The organism is Pinirhizobacter sp. (genome assembly GCF_036499745.1).
Lineage (GTDB): Bacteria > Pseudomonadota > Gammaproteobacteria > Xanthomonadales > Rhodanobacteraceae > Pinirhizobacter.
Window position 1 is genome coordinate 88,825 of sequence record NZ_DASYDG010000003.1, and the last position, 16,797, is coordinate 105,621.

Here is a 16,797-nt window from a genome sequence, read left to right on the forward strand (position 1 = left end):
ATGGCACGACGGCCGAAAAACAACGGGGCATCGAAGGTTGCGTTCTCCGACGATCCGCTCTGGTACAAGGACGCGGTGATCTACCAGGTGCACCTGAAGTCGTTCTTCGATGCCAACGACGACGGCGTGGGCGACTTCCAGGGTTTGATCGACAAGCTCGACTACATTGCCGAGCTGGGCGTCAATACCCTCTGGCTGCTGCCGTTCTACCCCAGCCCCAGGCGCGACGACGGCTATGACATCGCCGAATACAAGGCGGTGCACGAAGATTACGGCAAGCTTTCCGACGCGAAGCGCTTCATCGCCGAAGCGCATGAGCGCGGCATCCGCGTGATCACCGAGCTTGTCATCAACCACACCTCCGACCAGCATCCGTGGTTCCAGCGGGCGAGGGCGGCGAAGAAGGGCTCAGCGGCGCGCAACTTCTACGTATGGTCGGACACCGACCAGGCCTACGAAGGTACCCGCATCATTTTCCTCGATACCGAGAAATCGAACTGGACATGGGATGCGGTTGCCGGCCAGTATTTCTGGCACCGGTTTTTCTCGCACCAGCCCGATCTCAACTTCGACAACCCCGCGGTGATCAAGGCGGTGCTCGACGTGATGCGCTTCTGGCTGGACCTTGGCGTGGACGGCCTGCGCCTTGACGCGGTGCCCTACCTGATCGAGCGCGAGGGCACCAACAACGAGAACCTGCCCGAGACGCACGGGATACTGAAGGTCATCCGCAAGGAGATCGACGACAACTATCCCGACCGCATGCTGCTGGCCGAGGCCAACCAATGGCCCGAAGACACCCAGGATTATTTCGGCAACGGCGACGAATGCCACATGGCGTTCCACTTTCCGCTGATGCCGCGCATGTACATGGCCATCGCCCGCGAAGACCGCTTCCCGATCACCGACATCATGCGGCAGACACCGGCGATCCCCGAGAACTGCCAGTGGGCGATTTTCCTGCGCAACCACGATGAACTCACGCTGGAGATGGTGACCGATTCCGAGCGCGATTACCTGTGGCAGACCTACGCCGCCGACCGCCGCGCGCGTATCAACTTAGGCATTCGCCGGCGCCTGTCGCCGCTGCTCGAACGCGACCGCCGCCGCATCGAACTGATGAACGCGCTGCTGTTGTCCATGCCCGGCACTCCCGTGCTGTACTACGGCGATGAGATCGGCATGGGCGACAACATCCACCTGGGCGATCGTGACGGCGTTCGTACACCCATGCAGTGGTCGGTGGATCGCAACGGCGGGTTCTCCCGCGCGGACCCTGCCAGCCTGGTGTTGCCGCCGATCATGGATCCGCTTTACGGCTTCCAGGCAGTCAACGTCGAAGCCCAGTCGCGCGATCCGCATTCGCTGCTGAACTGGACCCGCCGGATGCTGGCCGTCCGTTCGCGCTACAAGGCGTTCGGCCGCGGCGAGCTGAAATTCCTCTATCCGGGTAACCGCAAGGTGCTGGCCTACCTGCGTACCTTTGGCGACGAGCAGGTATTGTGCGTGGCCAACCTGTCACGTTCGCTGCAGGCGGTGGAGCTTGACCTTGCCGCCTTCGACGGCCACGTGCCGGTGGAGATCATGGGTGGTTCGTCGTTCCCACCGATCGGCACGCTGCCATACCTGCTGACCATACCGCCGTATGGTTTCTATTCCTTCCAGCTGTGCGCCAATGCCGCGCTTCCCGAGTGGCACGAGCCCACGCCTGAAACCATGCCCGATTTCGAGACCCTGGTATTGCGCGGCCCGATCGCGGAGGGGCCGGTGATGGCCCATCACCGTGGCGTGCTCGAGCGCGACATCCTGCCCACGTACCTGGCCATGCGTCGCTGGTTCGCCGCCAAGGACAAGGGCATTGCCTCGGTGCACGTGAAGTACGCCGCCGAGTGGCCCGACCGCGGAGAAGACCTCGTGCTTGCCGAGCTCGATGTGGAACTGAAAAACGGCGAGCACGAAAGCTACGTACTGCCGCTGGGCATCGTCTGGGAGGACGAACCCACGCCCGTACGCTCCACGCAACTGGCCCTGGCGCGCGTACGCCGCGGGCGCCGCGTCGGTTACCTCACTGACGGCTTCACCCTGGATGCTTTCGCCTCGGGCATGATCCGCGGCCTGCGCGCGGCGAAAACCGTGCAGGCGGCCAAGGCGCAACTGCGTTTCATCCCCGAGGCGGGACTGGCCGCGATCGACTTCCCCACGGATGTCGAGAACCGGTGGCTGACGGCCGAGCAATCCAACAGCTCGATGATCATCGCTGACAGGGGCGTGCTGAAGGTGGTGCGGCGGATTACCCCGGGGATCAATCCCGAAGTGGAAGTGAGCCGGTACCTTACCCACGCGGGTTTCGCCAACACCGCGCCACTCCTGGGTGAGGTGCGCAGGATGGCCGGCGATGGCGTCGAAGAAGCCACGCTTGCCGTGCTGCAGGGTTTCCTGCGCAACCAGGGCGACGCCTGGCGCTGGACACTTGATTACCTGCATCGAAGCTTCGACGAATTCGCCCATGCCAGTGAGGCCGATCGGCAGACCGAATTGCTGGCCGGCTATGACGCCTTTGCCGCGGTGATGGGTACGCGCCTGGGCCAGCTGCACGCGGTGCTTGCGCGTCCCACCGATGACATGGCGTTTGCCTCGCAGCCTGTGACCGACGCCGATACCCGGCGCTGGGCGGAGTCCGCCCACGTGCAAATCGACCGTGCGTTCGCCGCCATCGAAGGCTTCGATGCGGGCGAAGACGACAAACTTGCAAGGCGTGTCGCGCGCGTACGCAACGAGCGCGAGGAACTGAAATCGCGCGTCGACCAGATCGCGCCACTGGCCGCCACGGGCCTGCTTATCCGCCACCATGGTGACTTCCACCTGGGCCAGATCCTCGTGGTGCAGGACGATGCCTACATCATCGATTTCGAGGGAGAGCCGGCGCGCAGTGTTGCCGAACGCCGCCTGAAATCCTCGCCGCTGCGTGACGTAGCGGGCCTCTTGCGCTCGCTCGACTACGCCGCCGCCGTGGCCGCGCGCGGCGAGGATGGCGCAGCGCCGGTGGTTGACGAGCGCCTTGAAGCGTATCTCACTGCTTTCCGCGACCGCGCATCGGCGAACTTCCTGGCAGCCTACCGTGAGGAACTGGCGTCAGCGCCCGTCCCATGGATCGACGACCAGGCGATAGAGCCGTTGCTTGATCTGTTCCTGATAGAAAAAGCTGCGTACGAAGTGGCCTATGAGGCGGCGAACCGTCCGCACTGGCTGGCGGTGCCCTTGACGGGACTGCATAGCATCGTGGAGCGGCTGGAAGCAGCAGACCTGGCACGGGAGCTTGATGCATGACCGCTCCCTTCCGACCGCACGCCCCGCCGATCGACGAAGCCGAGCGCGCCAGCCTGCTCAACGCCACGCATGGCGATCCCTTCGCCGTGCTCGGCGCCCATGGCAGTGGTGAGACCCGCGTGTTGCGTACATTGCAGCCCGGCGCCGAAAGCGTGCAGGCGATCGACGCACGTGGCAACGCGATCGTCGAGCTCAATCGGGAAGGCGAGGGCGGCTTGTTCAGCGGCACGCTCGGCCAGGACGGCCCCTATCGGCTACGCGTCCGCTGGCCTGGCGGCACCCAGGACATTGCCGACGCCTATGCCTTCGGCCTGCTGATCTCCGATTTCGACCTGTATCTTCTTGCCGAAGGCAAGCATCTTGGCCTGTACGACGTGCTCGGCGCCTTGCCCAAGACCATCGACGGCGTGGATGGCGTTCGCTTCGCGGTATGGGCGCCCAATGCGCAGAGTGTAAGCGTGATCGGCGACTTCAACGGCTGGGACGGCCGGCGCAATCCCATGCGGTTGCGTCGCGAGGCGGGTGTGTGGGAGCTGTTCGTTCCCGGTCTGATGCCCGGCGCGCGATACAAGTTCCAGGTGCGCGGCGTCGATGGCGTGGTGCGCGAGAAGGCCGATCCGGTGGCGCTCTCGGCCGAACAGCCGCCGGCCACCGCCTCGGTGGTGGCCGATCCGCTGATGTTCCAGTGGACCGACGACACATGGATGCGTGGCCGCGCCGCACGGCAGGCCGCCAACGCACCACTGTCGATCTACGAACTGCATGCCGGTTCCTGGTGGCGTGAGCACGCCAACGACGTGCCGGACTGGGACCGCCTGGGCGAGCGACTGATTCCCTATGTCGCGGGCATGGGCTTTACCCACATCGAGTTGCTGCCGATCTCGGAGCATCCTTTCGGGGGTTCATGGGGCTACCAGCCGTTGGGGCAGTTCGCCCCGACCTCGCGCTTCGGCCCACCGGAAGCTTTTGCGCGCTTCGTCGACCGCTGCCACGAGGCCGGCGTGGGCGTGGTGATCGATTGGGTCCCGGCGCACTTCCCGACCGACGCCCATGGCCTGGTGCAGTTCGACGGCACCGCCCTTTACGAACATGGCGACCCGCTCGAGGGCTTCCACCAGGACTGGAATACGTTGATCTATAACCTGGGTCGCCACGAGGTGTCGGGATTCCTGATTGCCAGCGCATTGGCGTGGCTGGAGCGCTTCCACATCGATGGCCTTCGCGTGGACGCGGTGGCATCGATGCTTTACCGCGATTACAGCCGCAACGCGGGCGAGTGGGTGCCCAATATCTACGGCGGCCGGGAAAACCTCGAAGCGATCGCCTTCCTGCGCCGGTTCAACCAGGTGGTGGTCGAGAAGCACCCCGATGTATTGACTATCGCCGAGGAATCCACCGCCTGGCCCGGCGTAACCGCGCCGCTGGACCAGGGCGGCCTGGGTTTCTCGTTCAAATGGAACATGGGCTGGATGCACGACACGCTGCAATATATGTCGCGCGATTCGATCCACCGCCGTTGGCACCACAACGACATGAGCTTCGGCATGGTCTATGCCTATTCGGAGAAGTTCATCCTGCCCCTGTCGCACGATGAAGTCGTGCATGGCAAACGTTCGCTGCTCGGACGCATGCCTGGTGATGAATGGCAGAGGTTTGCGAACTTGCGCGCCTACTTTGGTTTCATGTGGGCTCACCCGGGGAAGAAGCTGCTGTTCAATGGCGGCGAGCTAGGCCAGCCGCACGAGTGGAACCACGACGACCAGATTGCCTGGCATCTGTTGGACAACCCTCTGCATCTTGGCGTACAGAAGCTGGTGCGTGATTTGAACCGTACGTACTCAGGCTTGCCGGCATTGCACGCCAAAGACACCGAGCCATCGGGATTCCGTTGGGTGGTGGGCGATGATGTCGCCAACAGTGTATTCGCATGGCTGCGCATGGCTGACAATGCTCCGCCGGTGCTGGTGGTATGCAATTTCACGCCGGCGCTGATCCACGATTACCGCATCGGCGTACCGCATCACGGGCGATGGCGCGAGGCGATCAACAGTGACTGGGCGCAGTACGGCGGGTCCGACGCCGGCAACGGCGGCGGCGTGGACACATCGCCGCAGCCGGCCCATGGTTATCCCGATTCGGTGGCCATCACCATTCCCCCGCTATCAGCGGTGATCTTCGTCCTGGACGCCTAGCCAGGATGCCAACCTGATTCCCTTAGTAAAAAGGCCTTCCATGCCCGCACTCCCCGAACGCATGCAGCCAGGCGCCGCCTATCCCCTGGGTGCCACCTGCGATGGCATCGGTACGAACTTCGCTGTTTTCTCGGCCCATGCGACGCGGATCGAATTGTGCCTGTTCGATCCCACTGGCCGGCGCGAGATCGCGCGTTACGACCTGCCCGAATGCACCGACGAGGTGTTCCACGGCTACATGCCGCGCGTGCGTGGCGGACAGCTGTATGGCTACCGTGCGCATGGTCCTTATGAACCTGAGCAGGGCCATCGCTTCAACCCGAACAAGCTTCTTCTCGATCCCTATGCGCGCCTGCTGCACGGCCAGGTGCGATGGACAGACGCCTTGCACGGTTATCGTGTGGCCTCGCCGCGTGCCGACCTGTCCTTCGACCGGCGCGACAGTGCGGCTGCCATGCCCAAGGCGGTGGTGGTGGACGAAGCCATGCACAACGACCGTGACCGGCGGCCGCATATTCCCTGGGACCGCACCATCATCTACGAGACCCACGTACGCGGCGCCACGCGTTCATTGCGACGGGTGCGCGCCAACGAACGCGGCACCTTCGCGGCGCTTGGCGACCCGTGGTTCATCGACCATCTGCTGAAGCTTGGCATTACCGCCGTGGAGCTGCTTCCCATCCACGCCTTCGTGCAGGACCGCCGGCTGACTGAGATGAAGCTGCGCAACTATTGGGGCTACAACACGCTGGCGTTCTTCGCGCCCGAGCCGCAATACCTGTCCGAAGGCACCCTGAACGAGATTCGCGCGGCTATCCAGGCGCTGCACACGGCGGGTATCGAGGTGATCCTGGACGTGGTGTACAACCACACCTGCGAGGGTAGCGAGCTTGGTACCACCATGAGCTTCCGTGGCCTGGACAACGCCAGCTACTACCGGCTGCTGCCGGATAACCCACGCTATTGCATCAACGACACCGGCACCGGCAATACGGTGAACACCGCGCATCCGCGCGTGATCCAGCTGGTCATGGATTCCCTGAGGTACTGGGTGCGTACTTTTCACGTGGACGGATTCCGCTTTGACCTGGGCGTGAGCCTGGGCCGCGAAGCGCATGGCTTCGATCCCAATGCGGGGCTCTTTGATGCCATGCGGCAGGATCCGGCGCTGGCACGGGTGAAGATGATCTCCGAACCGTGGGATCTTGGCCCGGGCGGCTACCAGATCGGCAACCATCCGCCCGGCTTCGGCGAGTGGAACGGCAAATTCCGCGACGAGGTGCGTTCGTTCTGGAAAGGCGAGATCGGCCTTCGCGGCGCTCTCGCCGGCCGCCTGCAGGGTTCGTCCGAACTCTTCGACCACCACGGCCGCAAACCGTGGGCATCGGTGAACTTCATTACCGCGCACGATGGCTTCACCCTCAACGACCTGGTGAGCTACAACGAAAAACACAACGAAGCCAACGGCGAGGACAATCGCGACGGCGGCAACGATAATGAAAGCAACAACCACGGTGTCGAGGGCCCCACGGATGACCCGGCCATCATCCATGCGCGCGACAAAACCATGCGCGCGATGCTGGCCACCTTGATGTTCTCGCACGGCACGCCGATGTTGCTTGGCGGCGATGAGTTCGCCCGCACCCAGCATGGCAACAACAACGCCTATTGCCAGGACAACGAAATCTCCTGGTACGACTGGAAGGAAGCCGCCGGCGAGCACGGCAAGGCGATGACAGCCTACGTCGGCCGGCTGACGCGGCTTCGAGCCAGCCACCGGAGCCTTCGCGCACCGTCCTATGGCCGCGGCAACGAGCCGCTTCTGCCGGGTATTCCGGGGGTTACCTGGCACGACGAAAGTGGCGCGGAACTTAGCCAGGACGACTGGGGATTCGCCGTGGCCCGCCTGCTGGTCTTGCGCCGCGCCACGCCGAGCGACAACGGCAGGCGCGTGGATGTCACCTTGATCCTGATCAACGGTGACAGCGAGCCGCATGAGTTCATCCTGCCCGCGCCGGCCCTGCCGTGGTGGCTGCGCCTGGTGAGTGCCGAACCCGACGCGCCCGAACGCGCGGTGACGGAAGCATCGATTACCATCGAAGGCGAGTGCGTGGCGCTGTTGTCCTCAACGGTGAAACCGGAGCCGACCTGATGGCGTCGGCACACCACATGCCGTACGGTGCCGCCCTGGCAGGAGATGCCCAAACCACGTGTTTCCGGCTGTGGGCTCCGGACGCTTCCAGCGTACGACTTGATATCGACGGCCGCGGCATCGTATCGATGGCCAATACCGGTGGCGGCTGGCACGAACGCGCCATACCGGTGGGCGCGGGTACTCGCTATCGCTTCATATTGCCCGATGGCCTTGCCGTACCTGATCCCGCCTCGCGGGCCCAGTACGGTGGCGACGTACATGGCTGGAGCGTGGTGGTGGACCCGGCAAGCTACCGTTGGCAGCACTCCGGTTGGCATGGGCGGCCGTGGCACGAAACGGTGTTCTACGAGATCCACGCTGGCGTGATGGGGGGCTTTGCCGGGGTTGCCGCCGAACTTCCACGCCTGGCACGCATGGGTATCACCGCGGTGGAACTGATGCCCATCGCGGAGTTTCCCGGCGAACGCAACTGGGGTTATGACGGCGTGTTGCCGTATGCGCCGGCCGCCGCCTATGGCCGGCCCGACGAATTGAAACGGCTTATCGACCAGGCCCACGGCCTGGGCCTGATGGTGTTCCTGGACGTGGTGTACAACCACTTCGGTCCGGACGGAGCGTATCTGCATGCCTATGCCAGTCCTTTCTTCGATAGGTCGGCCCACACGCCCTGGGGCGCCGCCATTGATGTGGGCAAGCCTGAGGTAGGCGACTACTTCGTGCACAACGCGCTGTACTGGCTCAATGAATATCGCTTCGACGGGCTGCGTTTCGACGCCGTGCATTCGATCAACAACGACCCATGGTTATGTGCACTGGCTCGGCGCATCCGTGCCGGAGTAAAGACGGATCGACATGTGCACCTGGTGCTTGAGAACGAGGCCAACCAGGTGGGCTTCCTTGCCGAAGGCGTTTTCGATGCGCAGTGGAACGACGATTTTCACAACGCCGCTCACGTGTTGCTCACCGGGGAGACAGACGGCTACTACGCCTCGTACGCCGACGATCCCATATCATTCCTGGTGCGCTGCATGGACGAGGGTTTTGCCTACCAGGGCGAAGAGATGGAGGGAAAAGCGCGCGGTGAACCGAGCAAGCATCTTTCACCCCTGCGCTTCGTCAACTTCCTGCAGAACCACGACCAGGTGGGCAATCGCGCGCATGGCGAACGGCTGCCACGCCTTGCCGATCCCGAGGCACTGGCCGCGGCCACCGCGTTGCTGCTGTTGTCGCCTTTCGTGCCGCTGCTGTTCATGGGCGAGGAGCGTGGCAGCCGCGCACCGTTCCTGTTCTTCACCGACCACCAGACCGAAGAACTGCGCAAGGCGGTGCGCGAAGGCCGCCGGCGCGAATTCGCCCGCTTCGAGAAATATGGCGATCATATGCCGGTGCCCGACCCCAACGAGCGCCGGACGTTCGACGACAGCGTGCCGGACGAAGGCGACCAGGCGGTGCAAGGGCGCATCGCAAGGCTTCTTCGGCTGCGCCACGAATGGCTGGTGCCGGCTCTTCCCACGGCGTCCTCGCTCGGTGCCCAATCGCTGGGCGACCGCGCACTGGTGGCACGCTGGGCACTGGGCACGCGCCGCCTGGTGATCGTATGCAACCTCGGCGATTTGATTCCCTGCCATCTACGCGCAGGCAATGACGCCATCTGGCTCGAGGGCAACGAGCAGGCCCGCACATCGCTAAGCCGCGGCCAGCTCGCCGCCCGCACTACCCTGGCTTATCTGGAAAATCCATGAGTAGCACCCCCATCGATCCCCAGCTCGCCGCACTGGCCGAAGAAGCCAATGTCGTCATTGGCTGGCAGGATGCCGAAGGACTGCCACAACGGGTGCAGGTGGATACCTTGCGCACCGTCCTTGCAGCCTTCGGCGTACCGGCCGATACCCAGGCAGACATCCGGGACAGCCGCGAGCGCCTGCGCAAGGCGCGCGAAAGCGATCAGCTCCCACCGCTGCTTACCGTCGAGGTGGGCGGGCGGATTGCCGTGCGCTCTGCGCGCATGGACCGCTCCTGGCGCCTGCAGGCCAGGTACGGTGAAAACCTGCATGACGCCGAAGGGTCACTTCCCGCGGGGAAGGGGGGCCTTACCGCGCCCGAGCAGCCTGGCTACTACACCCTCACATTGGGCGCGGAAGAGGTCACCGTGGCGGTGGCACCGCGTCGTGCCTTTGGCGTGGCGAACCTTACACGCGGCCGGCCGCGCCCCTGGGGCATCAGTGTGCAGATGGGTTCGCTGCGGCGCGCAGGCGATGGCGGGCTGGGCGATTTCACCACGCTGGCGCAGATGGCGGCGGCGGCGCAGGGGAAGGGCGCCGATGCCATGGCGATCAGTCCGGTGCATGCGATGTTTGCCGCGTCGCCAGGGCTCTATAGCCCCTACGCGCCATCAAGCCGCATGTTCCTCAATGCCCTGCACGTGGATCCAGGTGCCGCCTGCGGCCCCGACGTATTGCGCTCGTTGATCGCATCGCATGAACTGGCGCCGGAGATGGCGGCGCTGGAAGCGGAAGACCTGATCGACTGGCCACGCGCGGCGCGCGTACGCAATACGCTGTTGCGTTCGGTGTTCGAGTGGGCCTCCACTGATATCGCCATGGGCCAGGTGCTGGAGGCCTTCCGTAGCGCCGAGGGTGAACCCCTGGAGCGCCACGCACGTTTTGAAGCCTTGCAGGCGCACTTCCATCGCGAAGGGCGCCCCGGCGGCTGGCAGGCCTGGCCCAATGAATTCCATGATCCGGCGTCGCCCGCCGTCACCGCTTTCGCCCGTGACCATGCACGCGAAGTGGCTTTCCATGCTTTCTGCCAACTCCTGTCGCGACGCGGCCTGGACGATGCCCAGCGTGCAGCCATCGATGCAGGCATGTCGATCGGGCTCATCGCCGACCTCGCCGTAGGTACCGATGGCGGCGGCAGCCAGGCATGGAGCCATCACCGCGAGATGATCCACGGGCTCTCTGTTGGAGCGCCGCCGGATGCCCTGAATCGCCTGGGCCAGGACTGGGGCCTGACCACCTATTCACCGCTCGCCCTTCAAGGCGAAGGTTTCGCCGGCTTCATCGGCCTGCTGCGTGCGGCCCTGCGCAGTGCCGGCGGCGTGCGCATCGACCATGTCCTTGGCTTGCGCCGCCTGTGGATGGTTCCGCACGGTGCCGCGCCCACCGACGGTGCCTATGTGCGCTACCCGCTGGAAGATATGTTGCGCCTGGTGGCGCTGGAATCGCACCTGCATCGAGCCATCGTGATCGGCGAGGATCTGGGTACCGTTCCCAGCGACTTCCGTAGCCGCATCGCCGGCACCGGTGTCATGGGTCTTCGCGTGCTGTGGTTCGAGCGCGCCGCCGACGGCGGCTTCATTGCCCCTTCGTACTGGTCCGAATCGGCCGTGGCGACCACCGGCACCCACGATGTTCCCACGGTGTCGGGCTGGTGGGGCGGCAACGACATCCGCCAGCGCGAGCTGGCGCGGCTCGGCGATCCGGCGAACGACGAACACGCCCAGCGTTCGCGCGAGCGCAGCGCATTGTGGCGGTCGATGTGCGCCTCGGGTGCGGCGCAGGACGAATGGGCGCCACCGCCGCCGGAAGATACCTGGCCGGTGGTCGTCGCCGCCGTCGCCCACGTTGCCAGGGCACCGGCGCCCCTGGCGATGTTCCCCATTGAAGACATCCTTGCCTTGCCCGACCAGCCGAACCTTCCCGGCCCCACCGACGCGACGCACCCGAACTGGCGTCGACGCCTGCCGGGCGATGCCGCCACGGTGTTCGCCGAACCGATCGCACAGGCAACCTGCGCTGCCGCTGTGCGCAGCAGGCGTGGTGGATGACCACGCCGCGCGCTACCGCACGGGTGCAACTGCATGCCGGTTTCACCCTCGACGACGCTGCCGCCCAGGTGGATTACTTCGCACGCCTGGGCATAAGCCACCTTTACGCATCCCCGATCCTGGCCGCGCGCAAGGGATCGACCCACGGCTATGACGTGATCGATTACCACGCGATCAATCCGGACATCGGCGGCGAACCGGCGCTGCGCCGGCTGGTGACGGCGCTTCGCGCACACGAGATGGGATTGATCCTGGACATCGTGCCCAACCATATGGGCGTGGGTCCGGAAAACGCCTGGTGGATGGATGTGCTGGCGAAGGGACGCGAAAGCCTCTACGCCGGATACTTCGACATCGAGTGGACGGTGCCCGATCCCCTGGTGCGTGGCCGCGTATTGCTTCCCATACTTGGCGAGCCTTATTTCGATGTGCTGCACGGCGGCCACATCGGTCTGGTGCGGCACGGCGATACTTTCGCCCTGCGTGTGTACGAAGTCGAACTGCCGATCGCGCCGGGCGACCAGCGGCGCCTGCTGGACATCGAAGGCGACGTTCTCGCCATCCATCATCACGGCACCAAGGAAGGCCGCCGGGCACTCGATGCGCTGATCGATCGGCAGCACTATCGCCTGGCATTGTGGAAGCTGGCGAGCGACCTGGTGAATTACCGGCGCTTCTTCGACATCAACGAACTGGCGGGCCTGCGGCAGGAGCGCGTGCGTGTGTTCGAAGATACCCACGCGCTGGTGTTCCGTCTTTACGCCGACGGCCTGATCGACGGCGTGCGCTGCGACCACGTCGATGGATTGGCCAGCCCGCGCCGCTACTGCCGCCAGTTGCGCAACCGCCTGGACCTCTTGCGTCGGCAACGGCCGGCCGGGGCGCCGCGCACGGCCTATCTGGTGGTGGAGAAGATACTGGCCATGGACGAGGACCTGCGCACGGACTGGCGCGTGGACGGCACCACCGGCTATGAATTCATGGATGAGGTGTCCGCGCTGTTGCACGATGAGTCCGGTCGCGCCGATCTCACCGCACTATGGACTTCGGCAAGCGGTGACACCTCAGGCTTCGACCGGTATGCCCATGCGGCGCGCCGGCAGATCCTGGTGGACAGCTTCGAATCGGAGCTGGCGCGGACTTCGCGTGCGTTGTTTTCCGCCGCGCGTGCCGCTATCGCCACGCGCGATGTCAGCGAGGCGGCGATTCGCCGCGTACTGCGTGAACTGCTGGTGCATTTTCCGGTGTACCGCACCTATGCCGGCGGTGCGGGCCGTGATGCTATCGATGAAGCCGTGTTCGCCCGCGCTATCGAGGGCGCGATGCGCGTACTGCGGCCTGAAGACCACGCCTTGCTGGTCGAGGTCGGTCAATGGCTGGGTGGACAGGCGCCGCGACAGCTCCCCCCCGGCGCCGTGCGGCGCGCGCGCGAACGGGCCATGGCGGTGTTCCAGCAGGTAACCTCGCCCGTGGCCGCCAAGGCGGTGGAAGACACCGCGGGCTATCGCTATGGCCGCCTGCTTTCGCGCAATGAAGTAGGCACGGACCCCGACGTCATCGCGATCGAGCCGCCGGCGTTCCATGCACGCTGCCAGCATCGGGCGGAATTCTTCCCGCACAACATGATCACCACCGCCACGCACGATCATAAGCGTGGCGCCGACCTTCGCATGCGCCTTGCCGTGCTGTCCGAGCGAGCAGCGTGGTGGCAAGAGCGGGCCACCGGCTGGCGCGAGCGGCACGTGTCGTACAAGCGTCCGGTCGACGGCCGGCTGGCGCCGACTCCGGTGGACGAACTGATGCTCTACCAGATGCTGTTGGGGGCATGGCCCCTTGCCGGGACCGGCACCGGGCATCGGGCCGTGTTCGCCGACCGCATCGAGACCTGGCAGATGAAGGCCCTGCGCGAGGCCAAGCGGCGTACGCGCTGGACGGATCCGAACGAACCCTACGAAGAGGCCTGCAGGGATTTCCTGGCTGCGGTAATGGCCGATGAGGCATTTGTCACCGAGCTGGGCGAGGTCGCGGCCTCGTCGGCCGTGCCCGGCGCTGCGAACGGGTTGGCCCAGGCCGTGCTGCACCTCACTACACCAGGGGTTCCCGATATCTACCAGGGCACCGAATACTGGGACTTCAGCCTGGTCGACCCTGACAACCGCCGCCCCGTCGACTACGCGGCCAGGCGGGCGAGCCTGGGGCAGGGCAGTTACGCCGACCTCCTGCCGCAGTGGCAAGACGGCCGCATCAAGCAGCTCCTGGTGCATGAACTGCTGGCTTTGCGTGCACGCTTGCCCAGGCTATTCGCCCGCGGCGGCTACCGGCCCCTGCCGGCTATGGGTCCCGGATCTGCGCATGTCGTGGCCTTTGAGCGGTACGACGCCCGGCATGCCGTGGTGGTTCTGGTAGCCCGCCATGTCGCCCATTGGCTCAGCGAAGCGGACGCCCCCAGGTTGGAGCCGGCCTGCTGGTCCGGGACCAGCCTTGCCTGGCCCGCCGGGGAGTGGAGGGAAGTGTTTTCGGGCCGGCTCGCCCACGGCGAAGGCGCCAAGGCCGTGGGCGACCTCATGGGCGACGCCGTGGTGGCCGTGTTCGAGCGCCGGACGAAAGGCGGGACCCGCGTGGGCACGAAGGCTCGGCCTGCCAACGGCCGGTCTGTCGCCCGAAGCGGCGCCTGACAGCAGCCGAACGCGATATCATGCGGCGTTGATATCCCCAGAAAGGTTGCCATGTCCGACGCCAAGACCGTCCCCGTACTCACGATCGACGGTCCCTCAGGTTCGGGCAAGGGCACCATCAGCGCCCTGGTCGCTGAGCGGCTGGGCTGGCACCTGCTCGATTCGGGCGCCCTTTACCGGGCGGTCGGATACGCCGCCGGGGCCGAGGGGCTAGACCTTTCCGACGCCGAGGCCGTTGCCCGCTGCGCTGAGACCACCCGGATCCGTTTCGCCGCGGCCGGCAAGGGCCACCCGGCCCGGGTCATGGTGAACGGCCACGACGCCACGGACGAACTACGCACCGAAACGGCTGGCGCCGCCGCCTCGGCGATTGCGGCCATTCCGGCGGTCCGTCAGGCCCTGGTGCAGCTGCAGCTGGGGTTCCGCAAGGCTCCGGGCCTGGTGGCTGACGGCCGGGATATGGGCACCGTCATCTTTCCGGAAGCTGCGTTTAAGGTGTTTCTGACAGCATCTGCGGCCGAAAGGGCGAAAAGACGCTATAAGCAGTTGAAGGATAAGGGACTGGGCGTTACACTGGGCAACCTGTTACGCGAGATCGAGGCGCGCGACGAGCGCGATGCCTCCCGCGCCGTGGCGCCGCTCCGGGCCGCCGATGATGCCATCACCATCGACACCACTGGCCTGTCCATCGACACCGTCGTAGCAAAAGTATTCACCATCGTCCGTCCCTAACGGGAACGAACGGTGGCATCAACGCCCATGCCGCGGCATGGGTTAAGCCAACGGTGGCCGGGGACTTCATGGAAATTCCCAGCCGCCCATGACCGGTGGGTCGTAAGCCTCATCCACGCATCAACATTAAACGGCGCGTGGCCGGCCCGACCTCGTACAACCCTGGAATCCACATGACTGAAAGTTTCGCCGAACTGTTTGAACAGAGCCAGCAGGCCATTTCCAAGCTGAAGCCTGGTGCCATCGTCACCGGCATCGTGGTTGAGATCCGTAACGACGTCGTCGTGATCAACGCCGGCCTCAAGAGCGAAGGCATCGTCCCCATCGAGCAGTTCCGCGATGAGCAGGGCGTGTTGGAAGTGGAAGTGGGCGATGAGGTCAAGGTTGCCCTTGACGCGCTCGAAGACGGCTTCGGCGAGACCAAGCTCTCGCGTGAGAAGGCCAAGCGTTCGATGGTGTGGGACGACCTCGAGCAGGCTTTCGAGAAGGAAGAGACCATCACCGGCAAGATCTCCGGCAAGGTCAAGGGTGGTTTCACCGTCGACATCAAGGACGTCCGTGCATTCCTGCCCGGCTCCCTGGTCGATGTGCGCCCCGTGCGCGATCCGGTCTACCTCGAAGGCAAGGACCTGGAATTCAAGATCATCAAGCTCGACCGCAAGCGCAACAACGTGGTGGTCAGCCGTCGCGCCGTGGTCGAGACGGAGTTCTCCGAAGAGCGCGAGAAGCTGCTTGAGCGCCTCACCGAGGGTGCGGTGGTCAAGGGTGTGGTCAAGAACCTCACCGACTACGGCGCGTTCGTGGACCTGGGCGGTATCGACGGCCTGCTGCACATCACCGACATGGCCTGGAAGCGCGTGCGCCATCCGTCCGAAGTGGTCAACGTCGGCGACGAGCTCGATGTCCGCGTACTCAAGTACGACCGCGAGCGCAACCGCGTTTCGCTGGGCCTGAAGCAGCTGGGCGACGACCCCTGGGTCGCCATTGCCCGCCGCTACCCGGTCGGCAGCCGCCTGTTCGGCAAGGTCTCCAACGTCACCGATTACGGCTGTTTCGTCGAGATCGAGCCGGGTGTCGAAGGCCTGGTGCACGTTTCGGAAATGGACTGGACCAACAAGAACGTCAATCCCGCCAAGGTCGTGCAGGTCGGTGACGAGACCGAAGTGATGGTGCTCGACGTCGATGAAGAGCGTCGCCGCATTTCGCTCGGCATCAAGCAGACCCGCTCCAACCCGTGGGAAGCCTTCGCCGCCATGCACAAGAAGGGCGACAAGGTATCCGGCCAGATCAAGTCGATCACCGACTTCGGCATCTTCATCGGCCTGGAAGGCGGTATCGATGGCCTGGTGCACCTGTCGGATATCTCCTGGCAGGTATCGGGTGAAGACCTCGTCCGCAACTTCAAGAAGGGCGACGAAGTCGAGGCCGTGGTGCTTGCGGTCGATCCGGAGCGCGAACGCATCTCGCTCGGCATCAAGCAGATGGAGCAGGACCCGTTCGGTCAGTTCATGGCCACCAACCCGCGCGGCACCATTCTCAACGGTACCGTGAAGGAAGTGGACGCCAAGGGCGCGGTGATCGACCTGGGCGAGGGTGTGGAGGGTTACCTCCGCGCCAACGACATCGCCAAGGAGCGCATCGACGACGCCACCCAGCACCTGAAGGTGGGCGATGCGGTCGAAGCCAAGTTCACCGGCATGGACCGCAAGGGCCGCCAGCTGCAGCTGTCGATCCGCGCCAAGGACGAGGAAGACGTTGCCGACGCCATGGCCGATTACGGTTCGGCTGCCGGCGGCACGACCAAGCTCGGCGCGCTGCTCAAGGAGCAGTTCAACAAGGCCGACTAAGCGTCATCAGGAAGCGGGGCGGCCCACACCGCCGGCCCCC

At 64.9% G+C, this 16,797-nt stretch carries 8 protein-coding genes; all 8 read left to right on the top strand.

What is annotated here, in order from left to right; genetic code table 11:
* On the top strand, positions 1-3,327 hold the full coding sequence (treS, locus tag VGM61_RS01060; RefSeq protein WP_331520839.1) for a maltose alpha-D-glucosyltransferase: 3,327 nt from the start codon (positions 1-3) through the stop codon (positions 3,325-3,327).
* The gene (glgB, locus tag VGM61_RS01065; protein ID WP_331520840.1) at positions 3,324-5,519 is read left to right on the top strand and encodes a 1,4-alpha-glucan branching protein GlgB; all 2,196 of its coding nucleotides are present in this window, start codon (positions 3,324-3,326) and stop codon (positions 5,517-5,519) included. The genes treS and glgB overlap by 4 nt, the downstream gene beginning before the upstream one ends.
* A 40-nt stretch (positions 5,520-5,559) precedes the next feature.
* Positions 5,560-7,671, top strand: a complete 2,112-nt coding sequence (glgX, locus tag VGM61_RS01070; protein WP_331520841.1) for a glycogen debranching protein GlgX — start codon at positions 5,560-5,562, stop codon at positions 7,669-7,671.
* The gene (gene treZ, locus VGM61_RS01075) at positions 7,671-9,416 is read left to right on the top strand and encodes a malto-oligosyltrehalose trehalohydrolase (RefSeq protein ID WP_331520842.1); all 1,746 of its coding nucleotides are present in this window, start codon (positions 7,671-7,673) and stop codon (positions 9,414-9,416) included. Before glgX ends, treZ begins: the two co-directional genes overlap by 1 nt.
* Positions 9,413-11,503: a 4-alpha-glucanotransferase gene (gene malQ, locus VGM61_RS01080; protein ID WP_331520843.1), complete on the top strand. Its 2,091-nt coding sequence runs from the start codon at positions 9,413-9,415 to the stop codon at positions 11,501-11,503. Before treZ ends, malQ begins: the two co-directional genes overlap by 4 nt.
* Entirely contained in the window at positions 11,500-14,178 is a 2,679-nt protein-coding gene (gene treY, locus VGM61_RS01085) for a malto-oligosyltrehalose synthase (RefSeq protein ID WP_331520845.1), read from the top strand. The genes malQ and treY overlap by 4 nt, the downstream gene beginning before the upstream one ends.
* Positions 14,179-14,229: 51 nt before the next feature.
* Positions 14,230-14,910 carry a (d)CMP kinase gene (gene cmk / locus VGM61_RS01090; protein ID WP_331520847.1) on the top strand — a complete coding sequence of 227 codons (681 nt, stop codon included), beginning with the start codon at positions 14,230-14,232 and terminating at the stop codon, positions 14,908-14,910.
* A gap of 173 nt (positions 14,911-15,083) precedes the next feature.
* Positions 15,084-16,757, top strand: a complete 1,674-nt coding sequence (gene rpsA / locus VGM61_RS01095; RefSeq protein WP_250622778.1) for a 30S ribosomal protein S1 — start codon at positions 15,084-15,086, stop codon at positions 16,755-16,757.
* Positions 16,758-16,797: the final 40 nt, after the last annotated feature.